This window comes from Chelatococcus sp. CO-6 (genome assembly GCF_001271345.1).
GTDB classification, from domain to species: Bacteria; Pseudomonadota; Alphaproteobacteria; order Rhizobiales; family Beijerinckiaceae; genus Chelatococcus_A; species Chelatococcus_A caeni.
This window is the reverse complement of record NZ_CP012398.1, coordinates 197,223-218,945: the sequence shown is the minus strand read 5'-3', so window position 1 is coordinate 218,945 and position 21,723 is coordinate 197,223. Positions and strand designations below refer to the sequence as shown.

Below are 21,723 nucleotides of genomic sequence, written 5' to 3'. Positions count from 1 at the left end.
CGACATGAGCAAGGGACCGCGCGCCTTCCGCCTCGACGAAATGCCGCCCGACCGGGAGCGGCAGACGATCGAGCTTTCGCCCGGCATCGTCGTCGAGCACGAGCCGGAGGAGGCCATCGCCGACGAGGAGGCGGTGACGGCACGTCCGCCGCGGCGCCGGCGCCTACCGTGGCTCGGCATGCTGCTCTCCGCGCTCGGCGGGCTGCTGCTGCTCGCGCTGGGGCTCGGCGTCGAGCGGCTCGTGCGCGATCTCATGGCGAGCTACCCGGCCCTCGGCTGGTTGGCCCTCGCGCTGGCAGCGCTGGCGCTCGCCGGCCTCCTCGGCATCGTCGTGCGCGAAATGCTCGGCATGCTGCGCGAACGGCGCATCGAGGGCCTGCAGAAGGAGGCCGCGCGCATCCTCGCCGACAAGGACGAGGTGGGAGCGCGCAAGCTCGTCGCCGATGTCGCCGCCCTCTATGCCGGGCGGCCGGAGACGGCGCGCGCCCGCGGGCGCCTCGCCGATCTCGGCGATGCGGTGATCGACGCGCCGGAGCTTATCGGCCTTGCCGAGCGGGAGCTGCTCGCGTCGCTCGACAGGCGGGCGCGGCGGCTGGTGGCGGAGGCGGCGCAGCAGGTTTCGGTCGTCACCGCGCTCAGCCCGCGCGCCATCGTCGATGTCGCCTTCGTGCTCTATTCCGTCATGCGGCTGATGCGGCGCATCGCGGCCCTCTATGGCGGGCGGCCGGGCACGCTCGGATTCTTGCGCCTTGCCGGCAACGTGCTGTCGCATCTCACCCTGACGAGCGGCATCGCCATGGGCGACAGCCTGCTGCAGCAGGTGATGGGGCTCGGGCTCGCCGCGCGCGTCTCGGCCAAACTCGGCGAGGGGGTCGTCAACGGCCTCCTGACGGCGCGCGTCGGCCTTTCAGCCATCGCCGTCTGCCGCCCCCTGCCGTTCACGGCGCTCGAGCCGCCGGTCCTCGGGGACGTGGCCTCGAGCCTCTTCGACCGCTCGGCAGCGAAGCCTCCGGAAGGGCAGTAAAGGTCGCCGTCCGAAGGCCGCCGGCGCAAGGCGCATTGACGTTGCGGGAACGATTTCCCACAACGGGCGCGGTTCGCAACGCCGATCGTGCAGCCTCCCCGCTGCGCCGGCGCGTGGCGGGGGCTGTGGACACCGATCTATGCTGTTCAATTCCTTTGCGTTTCTTCTGGCGTTCCTGCCGCTGGCGCTCGCCCTGCACTGGCTCGCCGAGCGATTCGCGCCGGCCGCCCGGCTGCCGCTGCTGCTCGTCCTGTCCTTCATCTTCTACGGCTACTGGGATGTGCGCTTCGTCCCGCTGCTCGCGTTGTCGATCCTCATCAACTGGGTGATGGCGCAGCTCTTCGTCAGGACCCGCCTCGCCACGCTCATCGTCGCGGCCATCGCCGCCAACCTGACCGTGCTCGGCATCTTCAAATATGCGGCCTTCTTCGCCGACCTGGCCAATGCGGCGGCGGACCTCGGCCTGCCGCGCTACGAGTTCGCGCTGCCGCTCGGCATCTCCTTCTTCACCTTTCATCACGTGATGTACCTGGTCGACCTGAGGGCCGGGCGGGCGCCGCGGTTCGACCTCATCCGCTACGGGCTCTACATCGGCTTCTTCCCGCAGGTGCTGGCGGGGCCGCTGGTGCGCTGGACCGAGCTGATGCACCAACTCGACGAGCGGCCCTATCTGCGCAGCGATGCCGCCCAGCGTTTCGCGCAGGGGCTGATGCTGCTCACCGTCGGCCTCGCGAAGAAGGTGCTGATCGGCGATCCGCTCGCGGGCTACGCCAATCCCGTCTTCGAGGCCGCCGCGAACGGCGGCGCGCTCACGACGCTGCAGGCTTGGCAGGGCACGCTCGCCTTCACCTTCCAGATCTATTTCGACTTCTCCGGCTACACCGACATGGCGCTCGGCATCGCGCTGATGTTCGGCGTCGTGCTGCCCCAGAACTTCGAGGTGCCCTACCGCGCCGTCTCGCTGCAGGATTTCTGGCGGCGCTGGCACATGACGCTGTCGCGCTTCCTGCGCGACTATCTCTACATCCCGCTCGGCGGCAACCGGCATGGCCTGTCCATCCAGCTCTTCGCGCTGTTCGCCACCATGACGCTCGGCGGCCTGTGGCACGGGGCCGGCCTCACCTTCGTCTTCTGGGGCATCGCCCACGGCCTCGGCCTTTGCGCGGGCATTCTCTGGCGGCGCACGGGCGTCGTCATGCCGGCAGTGCTCGGCTGGGCGCTGACCTTCCTGTTCGTGGCGCTGACGTGGGTGCTGTTCCGCGCCACCAGTTTCGACGCGGCGATGCGGCTCTATGAGGCGATGTTCGGCTTCGCCCCCTTCGGCTCGGGCTTCAAATGGCGTGCGCTGGTGATCGCGGCGCTCGTCGCCATGATCGGGCCCACCGCCTGGGCGGCCGTTCACCGCCTGCCGCCCAACCGCTGGCTCGCGGTGGCCTTCGCCCTCCTTTTCGTGGTCATCCTTCTCAAGATCGGCGACGATGCCAACTACGAGTTCATCTACTTCCAGTTCTGAGGCGGGCGACGCGGCGCCGTGGCGCCGCTTCGCCGCGACCTTCGTCGGGGCCGCGGTCCTGACCGTCGGCATCGTGCTCGGCGCGGTCGTCGTGCTCGATCCGTATGACACGGGGCGCGGCCCGGTCGACTGGGGCGTCGGCGTCTCTCCCCAGGGGCCGCGCACGGCCAATGCGAGCCGGGGCCGCGACCCGTCCTTCAATGCCGCCGTCATCGGCAATTCGCACGTCCAGCTTCTCTCGCCCGAGCGGCTGTCGGCCGGGACGGGGCTGTCCTTCGTCTCGCTGATCGTGCCGGGCACCGGCGCGCGCGAGCAGGTCGCCATGCTCGACTGGTTCGTCAGGCATCACGAGGGAACGGCGCGGGCGGTCGTGCTCGGCATCGACGAGTTCTGGTGCGAGGGCGATCCCGCGCTGCCGCTGCGCCATCCCTTTCCGTTCTGGCTCTACGACGCGGACGTCCTGTCCCACCTCAAGGGGCTGCTGCGCTTCGATGTCGTGGAACGCCTCGGCGAACGCGTGGCCTTCCTCGCCGGCTACGGCGAGCGGGCGCGGCCGGACGGCTACTGGGACTACGCGCCGGAATATCTCGGCATGGGCTATGACGGGCCCGACAAGGTGAAGGACCTGTCCGTGCCGCGGCCGACCATGCAGGCAGACCCCACGGGACGGTTCCCGGCGGCCGTGCTGTTGCGGAAGGTTCTTGCAGGGCTGCCGCCCGATCTCGTCGTCGTCCTCATTTCGCCGCCGGTCTTCATCGCCGGGCTGCCGGCCGCCGGCAGCGAGGAGGCGGCCAACGAGGGCCGCTGCATGGCGGCCTTCGCGGCCCTCGCGGCCGGGCGCCCGCGGACCGCGTGGCTCGACTGGCGCAGCGACAGGCCGGAGAATCGCGACCCCGCCAACTTCTTCGACAAGACCCACTATCGGGCGTCGCTGGCGCACGAAGTCGAGCGGGCTGTCGCGCAGGAGGTGAGCAAAATGACAGCGGCCGAGTGAGAAGGCAGGCCTTCGGCACGATGTCATCTCGAAAAGCGGGCCAAGTCGCAAAACTTCGACAAAAGGAGAGTGTCAAACCGCGTTGTCGGGACTTGTCCGGCCCGCTATATAGGCGCCACTCCGGGGGGAATGCCTCGGGCTGGTCACGGGATGAGAGCAGAAGCCACGCATGCCTGAAATCGAACTCGAGGAAGGCTACCGGCCATCTGAAGACGAGCCTTTCATGAACGAGCGACAGCGGGACTATTTCCGCCGGAAGCTCAACGCCTGGAAGGACGAAATTCTACGAGAGAGCCGCGAGACGCTGGCGGCCTTGCAGAACGAGAGTGAGAACCACCCCGACATTGCCGACCGCGCCTCGTCCGAGACGGATCGCGCCATCGAGCTTCGGGCGCGCGACCGGCAGCGCAAGCTGATCGCCAAGATCGATGCGGCGCTGCAGCGCATCGAGGACGGCACCTACGGCTATTGCGAGGAGACGGGCGAGCCCATCTCCCTGCGTCGTCTGGAGGCGCGGCCGATCGCCACTTTGTCGCTCGAGGCGCAGGAGCGGCACGAGCGCAACGAGCGCGTCTACCGCGACGACTGACGGTCATTGCAGCGTTGTTATCGCGACGGCGGCGCGGGCTCCTGCGGGTCCGCGCCGTCTGCGTTCTTGCGCGCCATGAACTGCGCCTGGTTGTCGGCGACGACGTTGCCGTAGGTCGCCGCCCAGCGGGCGAGCGCATCGAGCACCGGATCGAGCGACCAGCCGAGTTCCGTCAGCGTATATTCCACCTTCGGCGGCACGACCGGATAGACCTTGCGCCGGACGAGGCCGGCAGCCTCCATCTCGCGCAGCTGCTTGGTCAGCTCCTTCTGCGTGATGCCGGGAATGGCGCGGGCGAGCCGCGTGAAGCGCAGCGGCTCACCCTCTGCGCGCACGAGCTCGATGAGGACCGGCACGGCCCATTTGTTGGCGATGACGTCGAGCGTGCTGCGAATGCGACGCTGGCAGGCGCAAGGGCCGAGGTCCTCACGCAGGAAAGCGGCTTTGGCGCTGCGGGTTACAGTATCCATTTGGCATGTATAGCACAAAAAGCTGCCTTCTTGCACAAGGATACCGTTCAGGCGATACGGGCCTCCCCAACTGGAGGAACCTGATGATCACCCTTCACTATGCGCCCGGCGCCTGTTCCATCGCGGCCCATATCATCCTCGAGGAAATCGGCCGGCCCTTCGAGGCGCGGCCGGTCTCGCTGCGCAAGGGCCAGCAGTACGAGCCGGGCTATCTCGCCATCAATCCGCGCGGCAAGGTGCCGGCGCTGACGACGGCCGACGGCATCGTGACGGAGAATGTCGCGATCCTCACCTATCTCGCCGATCTCGCACCGGAGAAGGGCCTCCTGCCGCGCGACGGCTTCGCCCGCGCGCAGGCCCTGTCCTGGCTCGGCTTCCTGACCAGCGAGCTGCACGGCAGCTACGGGCCGCTCTTCGCGCCGCAGCGGTTCATCGACGGGGACGAGGTGCAGGCCGCCCTCAAGGAGAAGGCACGCACCCGCCTTGCCGGCAATCTTGCCGATGTCGACGGCCGGCTGGCGGGGCGTGACTGGGCGCTCGGCGAGTTCTCGGTGGTGGACGCCTATCTCTATCCCTTCTTCCACTGGGCGAAGACCTACATGGGCTTCGACATGGCGCCCTACGCGAACTACTCCGCCCATCATGCCCGCATGCAGGCGCGGGCCTCCGTGCAGCGGGTTCTCGCCCGCGAAGAGGCGGGCCAGGCGCTGCTCGATGCCGCCTGACAGCGGCGGGAACGGCAAAAAAGAAACGGCCCGGGTCAGCCCGGGCCGTTTCGCATTCCGCCCAGGCGGCGCTGTCTACTTGTCCTTCGCGGGCTCGCCGCGTCCGAGCAGGCGGGCGAACTCGGCCTCGATGCTCTCCACGGAGAACGGATCGGGCTTGTCGCTGTCCGGCTTCGGCGCAGGCCGCTCCGCGGGCTTCACCTCGAGCGGCGCGGCGCTCTTGGCCGGCGCCTGGGATGCAGGCTCGGCGGGGGCCGGTGCAGGAGGAGCCGCCGCTTCCGGCCGTGCCTCGGGGGCCTTGGGGGGCTCCCGGCGGACGGGCTGGGGCGGCGGCGATACAGGGCGAGGCGGGGCGGGCGCAGGCTCGACGGCCGGTCCCTGCGAAGAAACCTGCGGCGCAGCCGGCGCCTTGGCGGGGGCCGATGGCGGTGCGCTGCTGGCGGGCCTGTCCTCACGACGCATCGACCAGGCGTTGGCCGGCCGGGCGGGAGGCGTCAGGCCGCCTCCGGCCGGTGCGCCGGCCGATGCCGGGGCCGGGGTGGCGCGCGGGGCGGCCGGCGGGGGGGCGGCGGGCGTTGCCGGGCGTGGAGCGAAGGTGCTCGCGGGTGGCGCGGCCGGGGTCTCCGGACGGGCCGGCGGCGCCGCCTTGGTCAGTTCCCGCGCCAGCTCTTCGGCCAGCTGGGCGGAAAGATCCGGGGCGGGCGCCTGCAGAGGCGCCGCGGAGGGGGCCTGCGGCTGGGGCGGCACGGCGGTCTCCCGCGGCGCCGGACGCGGGGCCGCGGGGGGCGGTGTCGGCGTTGCGGGCTGGGTCGTCGCGGCGGTCGACGGCCGGGCGGCCGAGAAGGGGCGCTTCAGGGCCTCCTCGAGCTGTCGCGCCATCGAGGACAGGGCCTTGTCCTCGGCGGGCTTGGCCGGCGCGGGAGGAACCTCCACGCCCGGCGCGGCGGGCGTCTCGCCGCGCGAGGCGGAGAAAGCGCCGGCGCTGGCAGCGGCCGGTTGAGCAGGGGGTGGAACAGGCCTCGACGGCTGCGCGGCGGGGGCCGGCGGAAAAGCCGGGGGCGCAGGCATCACGGGAGCCGCGGGCGCGGCCGGCGCAGGTGCCGGGGCCTGGACGGGCGGGGCAGGAACCGGCTGGCGAGGCTCGTCGAATTCATCGCCGTCGAAATCGTCGCGCGGCTCGACCACGGCCGGGCGCAGGGGCGCCTGCGCCTCGAGGCCGGGGATGACCGGGGCGAGGGCCGCCTCGAAGCCCGGCAGCGGCGCACCGGCGCGCGCCGCGCCGCGGACGATGCTGCCCTCGATCAGCACGTCCGTCGGCCCGCCGATCATGACGAGATGTTCGACATTGTCGCGCCTGACGAGGACGAGCTGGCGCTGGCGGTCGAGATCGAAGACATCGACGATGCCGAGCCGCGGCTGGCGGGCGCGCGGAGAGGAGGAGCCGGCGACGCGGCTGCGCCCGGACGTCGCCCGCCGGACGGCGAGCGCCACCAGTGCCACGACGCCGAAGATGATCGCGAATGCGATGAGATATTGGCCTGCGTTCGAGATTTCCATGCCGAACAACATGCGCGTGGCATGTTTCCCAAGTCATTCCACCACCGGACCCCTCCGGCAGTATCCCACATGGCGCGCAGCGTAAAGCGCTTTGCCGCAAAGGTTAATGCCGGAATGGCGCCAATGGCCTCAGAAATACGCCATTTCAGCGGCATTTACGGTCCGTTTACCATAAAGGCGGCAATTTTTTCCGCCCTCCTGCGGGCCGCCAGGAGCGCGAGGGTGGCGCGCGTCTTGTCGCGACGCGCCAAAAGGGAGGCGCCTGCGGCGTGGATCATCTATGTCTTGCGGCAATTGGGCCTCGGGACAGACGCGAGAATCTGGCAATAGTCATGCACCAATCGCCGCAGGAGAGGCCGCAAGGCATGAGCGAGACGACCGCCGCGACCACGCTCGACCGCTCGGAACGGTCCGGCCACGCCGGACTGCTGCTGCTGCTCGCCGGGCTCCTCGTCGCCGCCGTGCTGTCGCTGAGCCTCCTGTCGGACGAGAAGGCGCAGGTCTTCATCGTCGCCTTCCTGGCGATCCTCGCGGTCGCCGGCATCTTCTGCCTCTTCGGCCTCGCCGTCGGCGTGCTGCAGTTCGCCGGCCGCGTCGCCCGCAACGACCTCACCAAGCTGATGGCCGACACCGCGGCCGAGGGTCTCATCGTCGTCGAGAGCGACGGGCGCGTGATCTATGCCAACGGCGCCTTCCTTACTTTGAGCGGCTGCCGCACGGCGGCCGAGGTGCGCACGGTCGAGCGGCTGTTCACCGGCGCGCCGGAGGTGTCGGAGGCGATCTACCGCCTGTCGCAGGCTGTGCGCGAGGGAAGGGCGGCCGGCGAGGAGATCCGCCTCGCGCCGGCGCTGAACGGGGCGGAGGCCGCCTGGTACCGTGTGCGCGTGCGCCCGCTCGCCCGCCCCGGCGGGCGCAATGCCGCGCTCTGGACCATCGCCGACGTGACGCGGGATCGCGAGCGCCAGGAAAACGTCTTCCAGGAGCTGCAGCACGCCATCGACTATCTCGACCATGCGCCGGCCGGGTTCCTGTCCATCGATCCGGCGGGCGAGATCGTCTACATGAACGCGACGCTCGCCGGCTGGCTCGACCACGACCTCGCGCAGGTGGGCTCGGGCGGCCTCAGCGTGGCCGACGTCGTGCCGCCGAACGCGGCGGCCCTGATCGGCGCCGTCACCGGCGGCCCCGGCGAGGTGCGCACCGAGATCATCGACATCGACCTGCGCCGGCGCGGCGGCCAGTCGCTGCCCGTGCGTCTCTTCCACCGCGTCGCCTTCGGCGCCGACGGGCGGCCCGGCGCCTCGCGCACGCTCGTGCTCAACCGCTCGCCGGGCGAGGACGTGGCCGAAGGCCAGCGCGCCGCCGAGGTGCGCTTCGCCCGTTTCTTCAACGACACGCCCGTGGCGATCGCCGCTGTCGGCCGGCGCGGCGAGATCCTGCGCAGCAACGCCGCCTTCGCCCGTCTGTTCGGCGCGCCGGGCGAGCGCACCATCACCGGCGTCGTCGCCGAGCGGGACGAGGATGCGCTGGGCAATGCCCTTGCCGCCGCCGGGGAAGGGCGCGGCGACATCGTGCCGCTCGACGTCGCCATCCGCGGCGCGGAGGACCGCTCGGCCCGCATCTACGTCAGCGGCGTGGCGGATGCGGAGGGCGACGGCGAGGCGGCCATCGTCTACGCGCTCGAGACGACCGAGCAGCGGGCGCTCGAGGCGCAGTTCGCCCAGGCCCAGAAGATGCAGGCGGTGGGCCAGCTCGCCGGCGGCGTGGCGCACGACTTCAACAACGTGCTGCAGGCCATCATCGGCTATTCGGACCTGCTGCTCGCCAACCACCGGCCGACGGATCCGTCCTTCCAGGACATCATGCAGATCAAGCAGAATGCCAACCGGGCGGCGAGCCTGGTGCGGCAGCTGCTCGCCTTCTCGCGCCGGCAGACCCTGCGGCCGCAGGTCATCCAGCTCTCCGACAGCCTGTCCGACCTGTCGCTGCTCCTCAAGCGCCTCATCGGCGAGCGCATCGAGCTCGAGCTGCGCCACGGGCGCGACATGTGGCTGACCAAGGCGGACGTCAACCAGTTCGAGCAGGTCATCGTCAACCTCGCCGTCAATGCGCGCGATGCCATGCCCGACGGCGGCAAGCTGTCGATCCGCACGCAAAACGTGCCGGCGCACGAGGTGGCGGCCTACGGCTACAAGGCGGTGCCCGAGGCCGATTTCGTGCTCGTCGAGGTGTCGGATACCGGCACCGGCATTCCGCCGCACGTGCTCGACAAGATCTTCGAGCCCTTCTTCACGACGAAGGACGTCGGCAAAGGCACGGGCCTCGGCCTCTCCACCGTCTATGGCATCGTCAAGCAGACCGGCGGCTTCATCTTCTGCGACAGTTCCGTGGGCGAAGGCACCACCTTCCGCATCTTCCTGCCGCGCCACGTGCCGCTGGAGCAGGAGGCCGCGCCCAAGCCCGGGGCGGCGAAGACGCTCGCGGCCGATCTCACGGGTCGCGGCACGATCCTGCTCGTCGAGGACGAGGAGGCGGTGCGCGCCTTCGGCGCCCGCGCGCTCACCTCGCGCGGCTATACCGTGCTCGAGGCGAGCTCCGGCACGGAGGCTATGGCCATCGTCGACGGGCTCGACCAGCCGGTCGACCTCGTCGTGTCGGACGTTGTGATGCCCGAGATGGACGGGCCGACCCTGCTGCGCGCCCTGCGCGAGCGCTTCCCCAGCCTCAAGATCATCTTCGTGTCCGGCTATGCCGAGGACGCCTTCAAGAAGAACCTGCCCGAAGGCGAGCAATTCACCTTCCTGCCCAAGCCCTTCAGCCTCAAGCAGCTCGTCGAGGCGGTGAAGACGCAGCTGAAGTGACGGCTCCGCCGGGCCTGGAGCCCGGCGGACGGGGTGCGAACAAAAAAAGAACTTGTGAACGGGAACAAAACAGGTACATTGACTGCGGCGCGCATTGAGAATCCTTCGTTTCCCGTGCATAAGGACGAGCATTCATGTCTCAGCCCACATTGCGACTCGTAGAAGGTAGTTCCATGGACAAGGCGAAAGCCCTCGATGCCGCGCTGTCACAGATCGAGCGCGCCTTCGGCAAAGGCTCGATCATGCGTCTCGGGCAGAACGACAAGGCGATCGAGATCGAGACGATCTCGACCGGCTCGCTCGGGCTCGACATTGCCCTCGGCGTCGGCGGCCTGCCGCGCGGCCGTGTGATCGAGATCTACGGGCCGGAATCGTCGGGCAAGACGACGCTCGCCCTGCACACCGTCGCCGAGGCGCAGAAGAAGGGCGGCGTCTGCGGCTTCATCGACGCCGAACATGCGCTCGACCCCGTCTATGCCCGCAAGCTGGGCGTCAAGCTCGACGACCTGCTCATCTCCCAGCCCGACACGGGCGAGCAGGCGCTCGAGATCGCCGACACGCTGGTGCGCTCCGGCGCCATCGACGTGCTGGTGGTCGATTCGGTGGCCGCGCTCACGCCGCGGGCCGAGATCGAGGGCGAGATGGGCGATGTGCAGCCCGGCATGCAGGCGCGCCTCATGAGCCAGGCGCTGCGCAAGCTCACGGCATCGATCTCGCGCTCGAACTGCATGGTGATCTTCATCAACCAGATCCGCATGAAGATCGGCGTGATGTACGGCAGCCCGGAGACGACGACGGGCGGCAACGCCCTCAAGTTCTACGCCTCGGTGCGCCTCGACATCCGCCGCGTCGGCTCCATCAAGGACCGCGACGAGGTGATCGGCAACACGACGCGCGTGAAGGTGGTGAAGAACAAGGTCGCGCCGCCGTTCAAGCAGGTCGAGTTCGACATCATGTACGGCGAAGGCGTGTCGAAGATGGGCGAGCTCATCGACCTCGGCGTCAAGGCCGGCATCGTGGAGAAGTCCGGTTCCTGGTTCTCCCACGACAGCCAGCGCCTCGGCCAGGGACGCGAGAACGCCAAGCAGTTCCTGCGCGACAATCCCGACGTGTCGGCGCGCATCGAGGCGGCCATCCGGCAGAACGCCGGCCTCCTCGCCGAACGCATCCTCGACAATATCGACCCGACCGCCGAGGACCTCGACGAGGGTGAGGCGTGATCAGGGACGTGTCATAGGATTTTATCGTGACGGGGCCCTTGGGGCCCCGTTTCCATGTCCGGGGTCGCCGGCCGGGAAGCGGCCGCGTTTTTATCGGCTCGTGCCGGGCCCGGTCCGGCGCCGGACGGGCTTCCTCCGCCGCAACGGATTCATCCTCTCGACAAGAGCTTGGCCCCTCTCTAGAAAACAGCGCTGAATTCCCATTTTCCGGCTGCGGCTCCTGTTCCCGCGTCCGGCTGAACGGGTGAGGGAGGGGCGAGGCCGGATCTCCGCAGCTGCGGGGAGCGGGCGAGCCGGAACCGGCGGCCATGCCGCATATCGAACGAAGTGTGGGCTCTATGAGCGGCGTCAACGAGATCAGAACAACGTTTCTCGACTATTTCGCGAAGAACGGCCACGAGATCGTGCCGTCGAGCCCGCTGGTGCCGCGCAACGACCCGACGTTGATGTTCACCAACGCCGGCATGGTGCAGTTCAAGAACGTCTTCACCGGCTCGGAGAAGCGGCCCTATGCCCGCGCCACGACCTCGCAGAAATGCGTGCGCGCCGGCGGCAAGCACAACGACCTCGACAATGTCGGCTACACGGCGCGGCACCACACCTTCTTCGAGATGCTCGGCAACTTCTCGTTCGGCGACTATTTCAAGGACCGCGCCATCGAGCTCGCCTGGAACCTCGTGACGAAGGAATTCGGCCTGCCGGTCGACAAGCTCCTCGTCACGGTCTTCGCCGAGGATGACGAGGCCTTCGGCCTGTGGCGGAAGATCGCCGGCCTGAGCGAATCCAAGATCATCCGCATCCCGACCTCGGACAATTTCTGGCAGATGGGCGACACGGGCCCGTGCGGCCCGTGCTCGGAGATCTTCTACGACCACGGCGACCACATCCCCGGCGGCCCGCCCGGCAGCCCGGACGAGGACGGCGACCGCTTCATCGAGATCTGGAACCTCGTCTTCATGCAGTACGAGCAGCTCTCGCCCGGCGAGCGCATCGCGCTGCCGCGCCCGTCGATCGACACGGGCATGGGGCTGGAGCGCGTCTCTGCCGTGCTGCAGGGCACGCACGACAACTACGCCACCGACCTGATGCGCGCGCTCATCATGGCCGTGGCGAACGCGACCGGTGTCGATCCGGACGGGGCGCAGAAGGCGAGCCACCGCGTCATCGCCGACCACCTGCGCGCTTCGGCCTTCCTCGTCGCCGACGGCGTGCTGCCGTCGAACGAAGGGCGCGGCTACGTCCTGCGCCGCATCATGCGGCGCGCCATGCGCCATGCCCAGCTGCTCGGCGCGCGCGATCCGCTGATGTGGCGGCTCGTGCCGGCCCTGGTGCGCGAGATGGGGCAGGCCTATCCCGAACTCACGCGGGCGGAGGCGCTCGTCACCGAGACGCTGAAGCTCGAGGAGACGCGCTTCCGCAAGACCCTGGCGCGCGGCCTCGCCATCCTCGACGAGGAGACGCGCGGGCTCACCGCCGGTGCGAAGCTGCCCGGCGAGACGGCCTTCACGCTTTACGACACCTACGGCTTCCCGCTCGACCTGACGCAGGACGCGCTGCGCGCGCGCGGCATCGGCGTCGATACGGATGCCTTCGCCAAGGCGATGGAGCGCCAGCGCGAGCTCGCGCGCGCCTCCTGGGCCGGCTCGGGCGAGGCGGCCACGGAGACGGTGTGGTTCGGCCTGCGCGAGAAGGTCGGCGCCACCGAGTTCCTCGGCTACGACACCGAGACGGCGGAGGGCGTGGTCGCCGCCATCGTGCGCGACGGCGCCGAGGTCGCGAAGCTCGAGGCGGGCGAGGAAGGCTTCGTCATCCTCAACCAGACCCCGTTCTATGGCGAATCCGGCGGCCAGGTGGGCGACAGCGGCGTCATCCGCGCCCCCGGCACCTCCGTCACCGTGCGCGACACGCAGAAGAAGCTCGGCGATCTCTTCGTCCATGCGGCGAAGGTCGAGGCTGGCACGCTCACGGTGGGGCAGGCGGTCGAGCTCGCCGTCGACCATGGCCGGCGCAGCGCCATCCGCGCCAACCATTCCGCGACCCACCTCCTGCACGAGGCCCTGCGCGAGGTGCTGGGCGATCACGTGGCGCAGAAGGGTTCGCTCGTCGCCCCCGATCGCCTCAGGTTCGACTTCAGCCATCCGAAGCCCATCGCCGAGGAGGAACTGGAGACGATCGAGGCCATTGCCAACCGCGTCGTGCTGCAGAACGAGCCGGTGGTGACGCATCTGATGGCGGTCGACGAGGCGATCGCCTCGGGCGCCCGGGCGCTCTTCGGCGAGAAATACGGCGACGAGGTGCGGGTCGTCTCCATGGGCACGCGGCCGGAGGAGGGCGGCAAGACCTTCTCCATCGAGCTGTGCGGCGGCACGCATGCGGCGCGCACCGGCGACATCGGCCTCGTCACCGTCGTCTCGGAGGGCGCGGTCGCTGCCGGCGTGCGCCGCATCGAGGCGATGACCGGCGAGGCGGCCCGCCGCCACCTCGCGGCGGAGAGCCGGCGCCTGCGCGATCTTGCGGCCATCCTCAAGGTGCCTTCGGCGGAGGCCGCGGCGCGGCTCGAGGCGCTCGTCGAGGAGCGCCGCAAGCTCGAGCGGGATCTTGCCGATACGCGCCGCAAGCTGGCCATGGGCGGCGGCTCGGGCGACGGGGATGCGGCGGCCGTCAAGGAGGTGGCCGGCGTCAAGCTCTTCGCGCGGTCGGTCTCCGGCGTCGCCATGAAGGATCTCAAGGCGCTCGCGGACGAGGGCAAGAAGCGCGTCGGCTCCGGCGTCGTCGCCATCGTCAGCGTCGATGAGGAGGGCAAGGCCGGCGTCGTCGTCGGCGTGACCGACGACCTCACGGAGCGCTTCGATTCGGTCGCCCTCGTGCGCGCCGCTTCCGAGCGGCTCGGCGGCAAGGGCGGCGGCGGCCGGCGCGATCTCGCCCAGGCCGGCGGGCCGGACGGCGCCAAGGCGGCCGACGCGCTCGCGGCGATCGAGACGATGGTGGCCGGAGCCTGAACGGGCTCTACGGCCAGCGCTCGGTGTCGCGGTCCGGGTGCTGGCGCGAGGCGAAGGCCTCAGGGTCGTTCTGCCAGGAACTCGTCGGCACCTCTTCCAGCCGCACCAGCTCGGCCGCGAAGGCGGGGCGGTTCTCGGGCACCAGCTGCCGCTCGGGCGGCCAGCGCGTCGGCTCGTCGAAGCTGCCGGCGGTCATCGCATAGCGATGGCCGCTACGGTAGTGGTAGAAGAGGGGCGTGCCGCAGGCGGAGCAGAAGCCGCGCTCGGCCGCCTCAGAGGACCGGAAGCGCGACGGCTCGCCGCGCGTCCAGACGAGGTCGTCGTCCTTGACGTCGACGAAGGCGCCGAAGAGGCCGCCGGTCGCCTTCTGGCACATGCGGCACCAGCAGATGCTGGGCTCGAAGGGCTCGCCATAGACGGCATAGCGCACGGCGCCGCACTGGCAGCCACCGCTCGTGACATATCTGCGTTCGTCGGCCATCGCTTCGTCCTTTCGTCGCGTGAGTGTGCCATCGCTGCGCCGAAACGGAAAACCGGCCATTATGATCCCGCCCACCGCATGCTCGATGGCGGCGATGCCGGCTGCAGCGTCGCCATCCGCTCGGACCATCGTGACGCCCAGTCTGCCTGTCCGTCAGAGCCAGGCCCGACCCGCATGCCCGTCTTTCGACCGGGCGCAGGTGTCGCGGCGTGGATGCCCGCGGCAAGCGCGGGCATGACGGTGGAAAGGGACAGCTGTCGGAGAAGAGCCTGGGCGCGCTCTCGAAGCTTCGGCGCAAGTCCAAAGCAAAACGCCCGGGCGGCGAGCCCGGGCGTCATTGCGCGTGGCAAAGACGGACGCCGTCAGGCGGCCATCGCCTTCTTCAGGTTCTCGTCGATCTTGTCGAGGAAGCCGGTGGTCGACAGCCACTTCTGGTCGGCGCCGACGAGGAGGGCGAGGTCCTTCGTCATGAAGCCGGCTTCGACCGTGTCGATGCAGACCTTCTCGAGCGTGTCGGCGAAGCGCTTGAGCTCGGCGTTGTCGTCGAGCTTGGCCCGGTGGGCGAGGCCGCGCGTCCAGGCGAAGATGGAGGCGATCGAGTTGGTCGAGGTCTCCTTGCCCTTCTGGTGCTCGCGGTAGTGGCGCGTCACCGTGCCGTGGGCGGCCTCGGCCTCGACGGTCTGGCCGTCCGGCGTCATCAGCACCGAGGTCATCAGGCCGAGCGAGCCGAAGCCCTGGGCCACGGTGTCGGACTGCACGTCGCCGTCATAGTTCTTGCAGGCCCAGACATAGCCACCCGACCACTTGAGCGCCGAGGCGACCATGTCGTCGATGAGGCGGTGCTCGTAGTGGATGCCGGCGGCGTCGAACTTGGCCTTGAACTCGTTCTCGTAGACCTCCTGGAACAGGTCCTTGAAGCGCCCGTCATAGGCCTTGAGGATCGTGTTCTTGGTGGAGAGGTAGACCGGGAACTTGCGGGCGAGGCCGTAGTTCAGCGAGGCGCGGGCGAAATCGCGGATCGAATCGTCGAGGTTGTACATCGCCATGGCGACGCCGGCGCCGGGGAACTTGAACACCTCCTTCTCGATGACCGAGCCATCCTCGCCCTCGAACTTGATGGTGAGGCGGCCCTTGCCCGGCACCTTGAAGTCGGTGGCGCGGTACTGGTCGCCGAAGGCATGGCGGCCGACGATGATCGGCTGGGTCCAGCCCGGCACGAGGCGCGGCACGTTCTTGCAGATGATGGGCTCGCGGAAGATGACGCCGCCGAGGATGTTGCGGATGGTGCCGTTGGGCGACTTCCACATCTCCTTGAGGCCGAATTCCTTCACGCGCGCCTCGTCCGGCGTGATCGTGGCGCATTTGACGCCGACGCCGTACTTCTTGATGGCCTCGGCCGCCTCGATCGTCACCTGGTCGTTGGTCGCGTCGCGGTGCTCGACGCCGAGGTCGTAGTATTTCAGGTCGATGTCGAGATAGGGGTGGATCAGCTTGTCCTTGATGTACTGCCAGATGATCCGGGTCATCTCGTCGCCGTCGAGCTCGACGACCGGATTGGCAACCTTGATCTTGCCCATGTGTCTCACCTCGCACGGGTTGAAGCGTAGTGGGGCCTCGGCGCGCGTCCGTGCGATGCACGCGCCGGCGCCTGCGTGATACATCGCAACGGCTGCAGTTTGAAGGCCGGCTTTCGCATCAGTGGCGCCCCTCCCGTCCCTCCGCCCCTTGCGGCAGGCGCCGCGGCGGCTAAAACCCCGGGGGTCAAGGAGAACGAGTTCATGTCCGAGAGTGCAGCCGTGCGCGGCCCCGTCATCATCCTGGTCGAGCCGCAGATGGGCGAGAACATCGGCATGGCCGCGCGGGCGATGGCCAATTTCGGGCTCGCCGAGATGCGCATCGTCAACCCGCGCGACGGCTGGCCGAACGAGAAGGCGGAGGCGGCCTCGGCGGGGGCGCTGCACGTGCTGTCCGGCGCCCGGGTGTTCGGCACCGTCGCGGAGGCGGTCGCCGACCTCAATGTCGTCTTCGCCACCACGGCGCGCGAGCGGGGGCAGCAGAAGCGCGTCTTCGGCGCCGACGGGGCCATGGCCGAGACGGTTGCGCAGGCCGCCGCCGGGGCCGGCGTCGGCGTGCTCTTCGGCCGCGAGCGCACCGGGCTCGACAATGACGCCGTCGCGCTCGCCGATGCGATCATCACCTTTCCGGTCAACCCGGCCCATGCCTCGCTCAACCTCGCCCAGGCGGTGCTGCTCGTCGGCTACGAGTGGTTCAAGGCGAGCGGCGGGGGCCTGCCCTTTTCCGCCGGCGAGCGGCCGGTGCCGGCGACGCGCGAGGCCGTGCTGTCGTTCTTCGACTATCTCGAAGGCGAGCTTGATGCGGTCGGGTTCTTCATGCCGCCGGAGAAGCGCTCGATCATGGTGCGCAACCTGCGCAACATCTTCCACCGGCTCACGATGACCGACCAGGACGTGCGCACCCTGCGCGGCGCCGTCGTCGCCCTGGTGCAGGGCCGGCGCGGCGGACGCAACCTGCCGCGCAAGGGACGGGCGGGGGAGGATGGGGAATGATCCGACGGATAGTCGGGCAGTGAAGATCAACCGTTCCGTGTCATGGCCGGGCTCGTCATCGCAAGTCGGCTCGCCCGACTTGCGACATGTCAAAGAAACGCAGCACGCATGCGCGTTGCTGCAGCCATCCACGCTTTGAGCTTATACCGCCTTCCAGAGGCGTGGATGCCCGCGACAAGCGCGGGCATGACGGCGGAACGGGCGTTCTCAACCCTCTGTTAACCCGCCCGGCCGCTTCATTGCCGTTCGGATCAAGCGAGCCGCAGTGCCATGCGTATCGACCTTCTCGCCGGAACGGTCTATCACCCCGCCGTCATGCCGCCGCACGTGCCGACCATCCTCGCCTTCGATTCGGGCCTCGGCGGCCTGACGGTCTATGCCGAACTCATCAAGGCGCGGCCGGACGCGCGCTTCGTCTATGCCGCGGATGATGCGGCCTTTCCCTATGGCCGGCTGTCGGAGGCGGCGCTCGTTACGCGCGTCCTTGCCGTGATGGAGGCGCTCGTCGCCGCCCATGCGCCGGAGATCGTGGTCATCGCCTGCAACACGGCCTCGACGCTCGTGCTGCCGCATCTGAGGGCGCGCTTTTCCATTCCCTTCGTCGGTACGGTGCCCGCCATCAAGCCGGCGGCGGCGCGGTCGGCGAGCCGCATGGTGAGCGTGCTCGCGACGCCGGGCACCGTGGCGCGGGACTATACGCAGGACCTGGTGCGGGCCTATGCCGGGGACTGCGCGGTGGAACTCGTCGGCTCGACGCGGCTCGCGGCCATCGCGGAGGCGGAGCTGGCCGGCGCGCCCGCGAGCGACGCCGAGATCATGGCGGAGATCACCCCCTGCTTCCGCGAGGCGGCGGACGGGCGGCGGACGGACACCGTCGTCCTCGCCTGCACGCATTATCCGCTGCTGCTGCCGCGCCTCGAAAGGCTGGCGCCGTGGCCGGTCAGCTTCCTCGACCCCGCCCCGGCGATCGCGCGGCGCATGGTCGAGCTCATCGGCGCGCCGCTCCTCGGCCATGAGGGGGAGGAGGAGGCCCGCGCCGTCTTCACCGGCACGGGCGCGGGTGACACGTTGAAGGCGGCGCTCGCCGCGCGCGGCTTCACGCGCATCGACACCGGGGCGCTCGCCTTCGCCATGGCCTGAACGCCGCTGCGCGATGCTGAGCCGATTGACAAACCGCCTCCTTGTCGCGTAAGGACCCCCATCGCTCGCGGGCTCGCAAGGCCCGCGTTCGTATTTCGTGCGCACCCGCGGACCGGCAATGTCCGGCCCTGTCGCCCGCAAGGGAGAGGAGGGCGCGTTCCTCACTGTTGTTCCGTTCTAGAGGACACGCGATGTCAAAGAGAATTTCGGCGAAGTACAAGATCGATCGCCGTATGGGCCAGAACATCTGGGGCCGCCCGAAGAGCCCCGTGAACCGCCGCGAATATGGCCCGGGCCAGCACGGCCAGCGCCGCAAGGGCAAGCTGTCGGACTTCGGCACCCAGCTGCGCGCCAAGCAGAAGCTCAAGGGCTACTACGGCAACATTTCCGAGAAGCAGTTCCGCCGCTACTACCAGGAGGCCATCCGCCTGCGTGGTGACTCGGGCGAGAACCTCATCGGCCTTCTCGAGCGTCGCCTGGACGCCGTCGTCTACCGCGCCAAGTTCGTGCCGACGGTCTTCGCCGCCCGCCAGTTCGTCAACCACGGCCACGTGCGCGTGAACGGCCGCCGCGTCAATATCGCGAGCTACCTCGTCAAGCCGGGCGACGTCATCGAGGTCAAGGACGCCTCGAAGCAGCTCGCCATCGTGCTCGAGGCGGTTGCCCTCGGCGAGCGTGACGTGCCGGACTACATCGACGCCGACCACGCCAAGATGAAGGCCACCTACGTGCGCGTGCCGACCCTGTCGGACGTGCCCTATGCGGTCCAGATGGAGCCGAACCTGGTCGTCGAGTTCTACTCGCGCTGACCGGTTCCGGAACCGATCGAGACGAAAAGGCCGCAGCGATGCGGCCTTTTTCATGGCTTTTTCCGTGAGCTGGGGGGCTCCATGAAGAAGATCGGTGCGGCGCTTCTGGCGCTGCTCGTTACGGCCGGCTGCGTGCAGACCGTCCAACTCAACCAGCAGGCGGCCGACGTTAACGGCCGGCCCGTGGCCGTCCTGCGCAATCCGCCAATCGCCTTCGGCAGGATGCTGGCAAACGCCGGCAGCGGCAATCTGCTCTACGATGTTCTGAACACAACCCTCCAGGGCGTGACCGAGGCCCACAAGGAGTTGTTCGGCATTGCGGCTCCGACCACCGATCCTGCTCGTATCACAGAAGGCCTGATCGCCGGTCACTTGACGGGCTCTCTCGGCGCCGTCGCGCACGCCGATCTCGCCGGAGCGATTCCCGCCGGTGGAGAGGGCGAGGAGCGTGTGGCGAAGATCGTCTCCCTCGCCCGTGACAAGAAGTTCACCGGGCTCGTCATCGATCTCCCGCCGGAGAAGTTCCGGGTGATCTATCACGATCATCCCTGGGCCATCGGTGGCGGCAAGGTGCAGATGTCCTTTGCCGCGCAGTTCCGGCTGATCGATGTCTCGACCGGCAAAGTGCTGGCGGCTGGCGAATGCGCTGAGTCGGATGTCCGCGTGACACCCGCCAAGACCGCGCTCGAGCAGGGCCAAGCCTTCACGAACGGCAAGGCCGAGGAACTCGGCCGCAAATGCGCCGAGGCCATCATCCGCCGGGCGCTGGGTTGAGGCGGCTCAGAGCCGCTTCAGCATCCCCGCAAAGCGCATCAGCCCCTCCGGCCAGGGCCCGTGGCCGCTGGCCGAATTGAGGTGGCCGGCATCGCCGGCGTCGACCAGCGCCGAGCCCCAGGCGAGGGCGAGATCGGCCGCTTCGTCATAGGGGCAATATTGATCCGTGCGGCTGGCGACGAGCACGGATGGGAAGGGCAGGGGCTCGCGCGGGAAGGGCGTGAAGGCGGCGTCCGTGCCAGGAATGGCGCGGATGGCGCGCTCGCTCGGCGTCGCCACGAGGAAGGCCGCGCGCACCTTTCCCCCCGGCAGGTTCGGTGCCGCATGGGCGATCAGCGGCACGCCGGCACTGTGCGCGACGAGGACGACCGGGCGCTGCGCGGCATCAACCTCCGCGACGAGGCGGGCTTCCCACTCCGGCCGGTCGATGCGGTACCAGTCGTCCTGCACCACCCGGCGGGCCGTGGAGAGCTTCTCCTCCCAGCGGGTCTGCCAGTGGTCCGGCCCGGAGCCGGACCAGCCGGGCACGATGAGGATGTCGCAGTCGGACGTGCGCATGGCGGTCCCGTTACTGTCCCATATTCGCCCGGCGCCATGCCCCGCGCCTGTCGCGGGCATCCACGCCTTGGAGCCTTAGGCAAGGCCGGCCATGGCCGGCGTGGAGAGGTCACGCCTCTCCGAACACCCGGCGGAAGATGGTGTCGACGTGCTTGAGATGGTAGCCGAGGTCGAACTTTTCCTCGAGCTCGGCGTCGGAGAGGTGCTTGTTCACCTCAGGGTCGGCCTTGAGCAGGGAGAGGAAGTCGCCCTCGCCGCGCCAGACGGGCATGGCGTTGCGCTGCACGAGGCGGTAGGCGTCCTCGCGGCTGACACCCTTCTGGGTAAGCGCCAGCAGCACGCGCTGGGAATGGACGAGGCCGCCGAGCCGGTCGAGGTTCTTCTGCATGTTCTCGGGATAGATGAGCAGCTTGTCGACGACGCCGGTGAGGCGCGCGAGGGCGAAGTCCAGCGTCACCGTGGCGTCGGGGCCGATCATGCGCTCGACGGAGGAGTGGGAGATGTCGCGCTCGTGCCACAGCGCCACGTTTTCCATGGCGGGCATGGCATAGGCGCGCACCATGCGGGCGAGGCCGGTGAGGTTCTCGGTGAGCACCGGGTTGCGCTTGTGCGGCATGGCCGAGGAGCCCTTCTGCCCCTCGGAGAAGAATTCCTCCGCCTCGTAGACCTCGCTGCGCTGCAGATGGCGGACCTCGGTCGCCAGGCGCTCGATGGAAGAGGCGACGACGCCGAGGGTGGCGAAATACATGGCGTGCCGGTCACGCGGGATGACCTGGGTCGACACGGGCTCGACGGCGAGGCCGAGCTTTTCGGCGACGTATTCTTCCACGCGCGGGTCGATGTTGGCGAAGGTGCCGACGGCGCCGGAGATGGCGCAGGTCGCGATCTCCCTGCGCGCATTGACGAGACGCTCGCGGCAGCGGTCGAATTCGGCATAGGCCTGGGCGAGCTTGAGGCCGAAGGTCACCGGCTCGGCATGGATGCCGTGCGAGCGGCCGATGGTCGGCGTCATCTTGTGCTCGAAGGCGCGGCGCCGGATGGCGGCGAGGAGCGCATCCATGTCGGCGAGGAGGAGGTCGGTCGCGCGCACCAGCTGCACGTTGAAGCAGGTGTCGAGCACGTCGGACGAGGTCATGCCCTGGTGCACGAAGCGCGCCTCGGGGCCGACGATCTCGGCAAGATGCGTCAGGAAGGCGATGACGTCGTGCTTCACCTCGCGCTCGATCTCGTCGATGCGCGCCACGTCGAAGACGGCCTTGGAGCCCTTGTCCCAGACGATCGCGGCGGCCTCCTTCGGGACGACGCCGAGCTCGGCGAGGGCACTCGTCGCGTGGGCCTCGATCTCGAACCAGATGCGGAATTTCGCCTCAGGCGACCAGATGGCGGTCATCTCGGGGCGGCTGTAGCGCGGGATCATCCTCGCCTCCTGGCTGAACGGTTGA

At 69.1% G+C, this 21,723-nt stretch carries 18 protein-coding genes; 12 read left to right on the top strand and 6 right to left on the bottom strand.

The window, feature by feature from the left end; all coding sequences use genetic code 11:
• Window positions 1-4 precede the first annotated feature (4 nt).
• From AL346_RS01195 to dksA, 4 genes are all read left to right on the top strand, one after another.
• On the top strand, window positions 5-1,024 hold the full coding sequence (locus tag AL346_RS01195) for a YcjF family protein (RefSeq protein WP_019402967.1): 1,020 nt from the start codon (window positions 5-7) through the stop codon (window positions 1,022-1,024).
• 139 nt (window positions 1,025-1,163) lie between these two features.
• A complete protein-coding gene (locus AL346_RS01190; RefSeq protein ID WP_053193143.1) occupies window positions 1,164-2,537 on the top strand; it encodes an MBOAT family protein in 1,374 nt (457 codons plus the stop codon).
• Window positions 2,503-3,531, top strand: coding sequence for a hypothetical protein (locus AL346_RS01185; RefSeq protein WP_040404825.1), 1,029 nt, complete (start codon window positions 2,503-2,505; stop codon window positions 3,529-3,531). The genes AL346_RS01190 and AL346_RS01185 overlap by 35 nt, the downstream gene beginning before the upstream one ends.
• A 169-nt stretch (window positions 3,532-3,700) precedes the next feature.
• Window positions 3,701-4,120 carry an RNA polymerase-binding protein DksA gene (gene dksA, locus AL346_RS01180; protein ID WP_026015273.1) on the top strand — a complete coding sequence of 140 codons (420 nt, stop codon included), beginning with the start codon at window positions 3,701-3,703 and terminating at the stop codon, window positions 4,118-4,120.
• Between the two features lie 17 nt (window positions 4,121-4,137).
• Here the strand turns inward: dksA and AL346_RS01175 are convergent, their stop codons facing one another.
• The gene (locus tag AL346_RS01175) at window positions 4,138-4,590 is read right to left on the bottom strand and encodes a helix-turn-helix domain-containing protein (RefSeq protein ID WP_019402964.1); all 453 of its coding nucleotides are present in this window, start codon (window positions 4,588-4,590) and stop codon (window positions 4,138-4,140) included.
• A gap of 83 nt (window positions 4,591-4,673) precedes the next feature.
• Between AL346_RS01175 and AL346_RS01170 the strand changes: the two genes are divergently transcribed.
• A complete protein-coding gene (locus AL346_RS01170) occupies window positions 4,674-5,315 on the top strand; it encodes a glutathione S-transferase family protein (RefSeq protein ID WP_019402963.1) in 642 nt (213 codons plus the stop codon).
• A gap of 75 nt (window positions 5,316-5,390) precedes the next feature.
• Here AL346_RS01170 and AL346_RS01165 read toward each other — a convergent pair whose 3' ends face one another.
• Window positions 5,391-6,884 (bottom strand): hypothetical protein, encoded by a 1,494-nt coding sequence (locus AL346_RS01165; RefSeq protein WP_053193139.1) that lies wholly within the window; start codon window positions 6,882-6,884, stop codon window positions 5,391-5,393.
• A gap of 353 nt (window positions 6,885-7,237) precedes the next feature.
• Here AL346_RS01165 and cckA point away from each other — a divergent pair, with 353 nt between their 5' ends.
• From cckA to alaS, 3 genes are all read left to right on the top strand, one after another.
• Complete coding sequence (cckA, locus tag AL346_RS01160) at window positions 7,238-9,733, top strand: cell cycle histidine kinase CckA (RefSeq protein ID WP_019401685.1); 2,496 nt, start codon at window positions 7,238-7,240, stop codon at window positions 9,731-9,733.
• A gap of 134 nt (window positions 9,734-9,867) precedes the next feature.
• Complete coding sequence (gene recA / locus AL346_RS01155; protein ID WP_026015050.1) at window positions 9,868-10,953, top strand: recombinase RecA; 1,086 nt, start codon at window positions 9,868-9,870, stop codon at window positions 10,951-10,953.
• Between the two features lie 338 nt (window positions 10,954-11,291).
• Window positions 11,292-13,952: an alanine--tRNA ligase gene (alaS, locus tag AL346_RS01150; protein WP_019401687.1), complete on the top strand. Its 2,661-nt coding sequence runs from the start codon at window positions 11,292-11,294 to the stop codon at window positions 13,950-13,952.
• Window positions 13,953-13,959: 7 nt separating this feature from the next.
• Here alaS and AL346_RS01145 read toward each other — a convergent pair whose 3' ends face one another.
• Window positions 13,960-14,433: a GFA family protein gene (locus tag AL346_RS01145; RefSeq protein WP_019401688.1), complete on the bottom strand. Its 474-nt coding sequence runs from the start codon at window positions 14,431-14,433 to the stop codon at window positions 13,960-13,962.
• Between the two features lie 362 nt (window positions 14,434-14,795).
• Window positions 14,796-16,010 carry an NADP-dependent isocitrate dehydrogenase gene (locus AL346_RS01140; RefSeq protein WP_019401689.1) on the bottom strand — a complete coding sequence of 405 codons (1,215 nt, stop codon included), beginning with the start codon at window positions 16,008-16,010 and terminating at the stop codon, window positions 14,796-14,798.
• Between the two features lie 201 nt (window positions 16,011-16,211).
• Here AL346_RS01140 and AL346_RS01135 point away from each other — a divergent pair, with 201 nt between their 5' ends.
• From AL346_RS01135 to AL346_RS01120, 4 genes are all read left to right on the top strand, one after another.
• The gene (locus AL346_RS01135; RefSeq protein ID WP_019401690.1) at window positions 16,212-17,000 is read left to right on the top strand and encodes an RNA methyltransferase; all 789 of its coding nucleotides are present in this window, start codon (window positions 16,212-16,214) and stop codon (window positions 16,998-17,000) included.
• 270 nt (window positions 17,001-17,270) lie between these two features.
• The gene (murI, locus tag AL346_RS01130) at window positions 17,271-18,140 is read left to right on the top strand and encodes a glutamate racemase (RefSeq protein WP_019401691.1); all 870 of its coding nucleotides are present in this window, start codon (window positions 17,271-17,273) and stop codon (window positions 18,138-18,140) included.
• Between the two features lie 191 nt (window positions 18,141-18,331).
• Window positions 18,332-18,949 carry a 30S ribosomal protein S4 gene (gene rpsD, locus AL346_RS01125; RefSeq protein WP_026015051.1) on the top strand — a complete coding sequence of 206 codons (618 nt, stop codon included), beginning with the start codon at window positions 18,332-18,334 and terminating at the stop codon, window positions 18,947-18,949.
• Between the two features lie 81 nt (window positions 18,950-19,030).
• Window positions 19,031-19,723 carry a hypothetical protein gene (locus AL346_RS01120; protein WP_019401693.1) on the top strand — a complete coding sequence of 231 codons (693 nt, stop codon included), beginning with the start codon at window positions 19,031-19,033 and terminating at the stop codon, window positions 19,721-19,723.
• 6 nt (window positions 19,724-19,729) lie between these two features.
• Here the strand turns inward: AL346_RS01120 and AL346_RS01115 are convergent, their stop codons facing one another.
• Window positions 19,730-20,281: an alpha/beta hydrolase gene (locus tag AL346_RS01115; RefSeq protein ID WP_019401694.1), complete on the bottom strand. Its 552-nt coding sequence runs from the start codon at window positions 20,279-20,281 to the stop codon at window positions 19,730-19,732.
• Window positions 20,282-20,390: 109 nt separating this feature from the next.
• Window positions 20,391-21,698, bottom strand: coding sequence for an adenylosuccinate lyase (purB, locus tag AL346_RS01110; RefSeq protein WP_019401695.1), 1,308 nt, complete (start codon window positions 21,696-21,698; stop codon window positions 20,391-20,393).
• Between the last annotated feature and the right edge of the window lie 25 nt (window positions 21,699-21,723).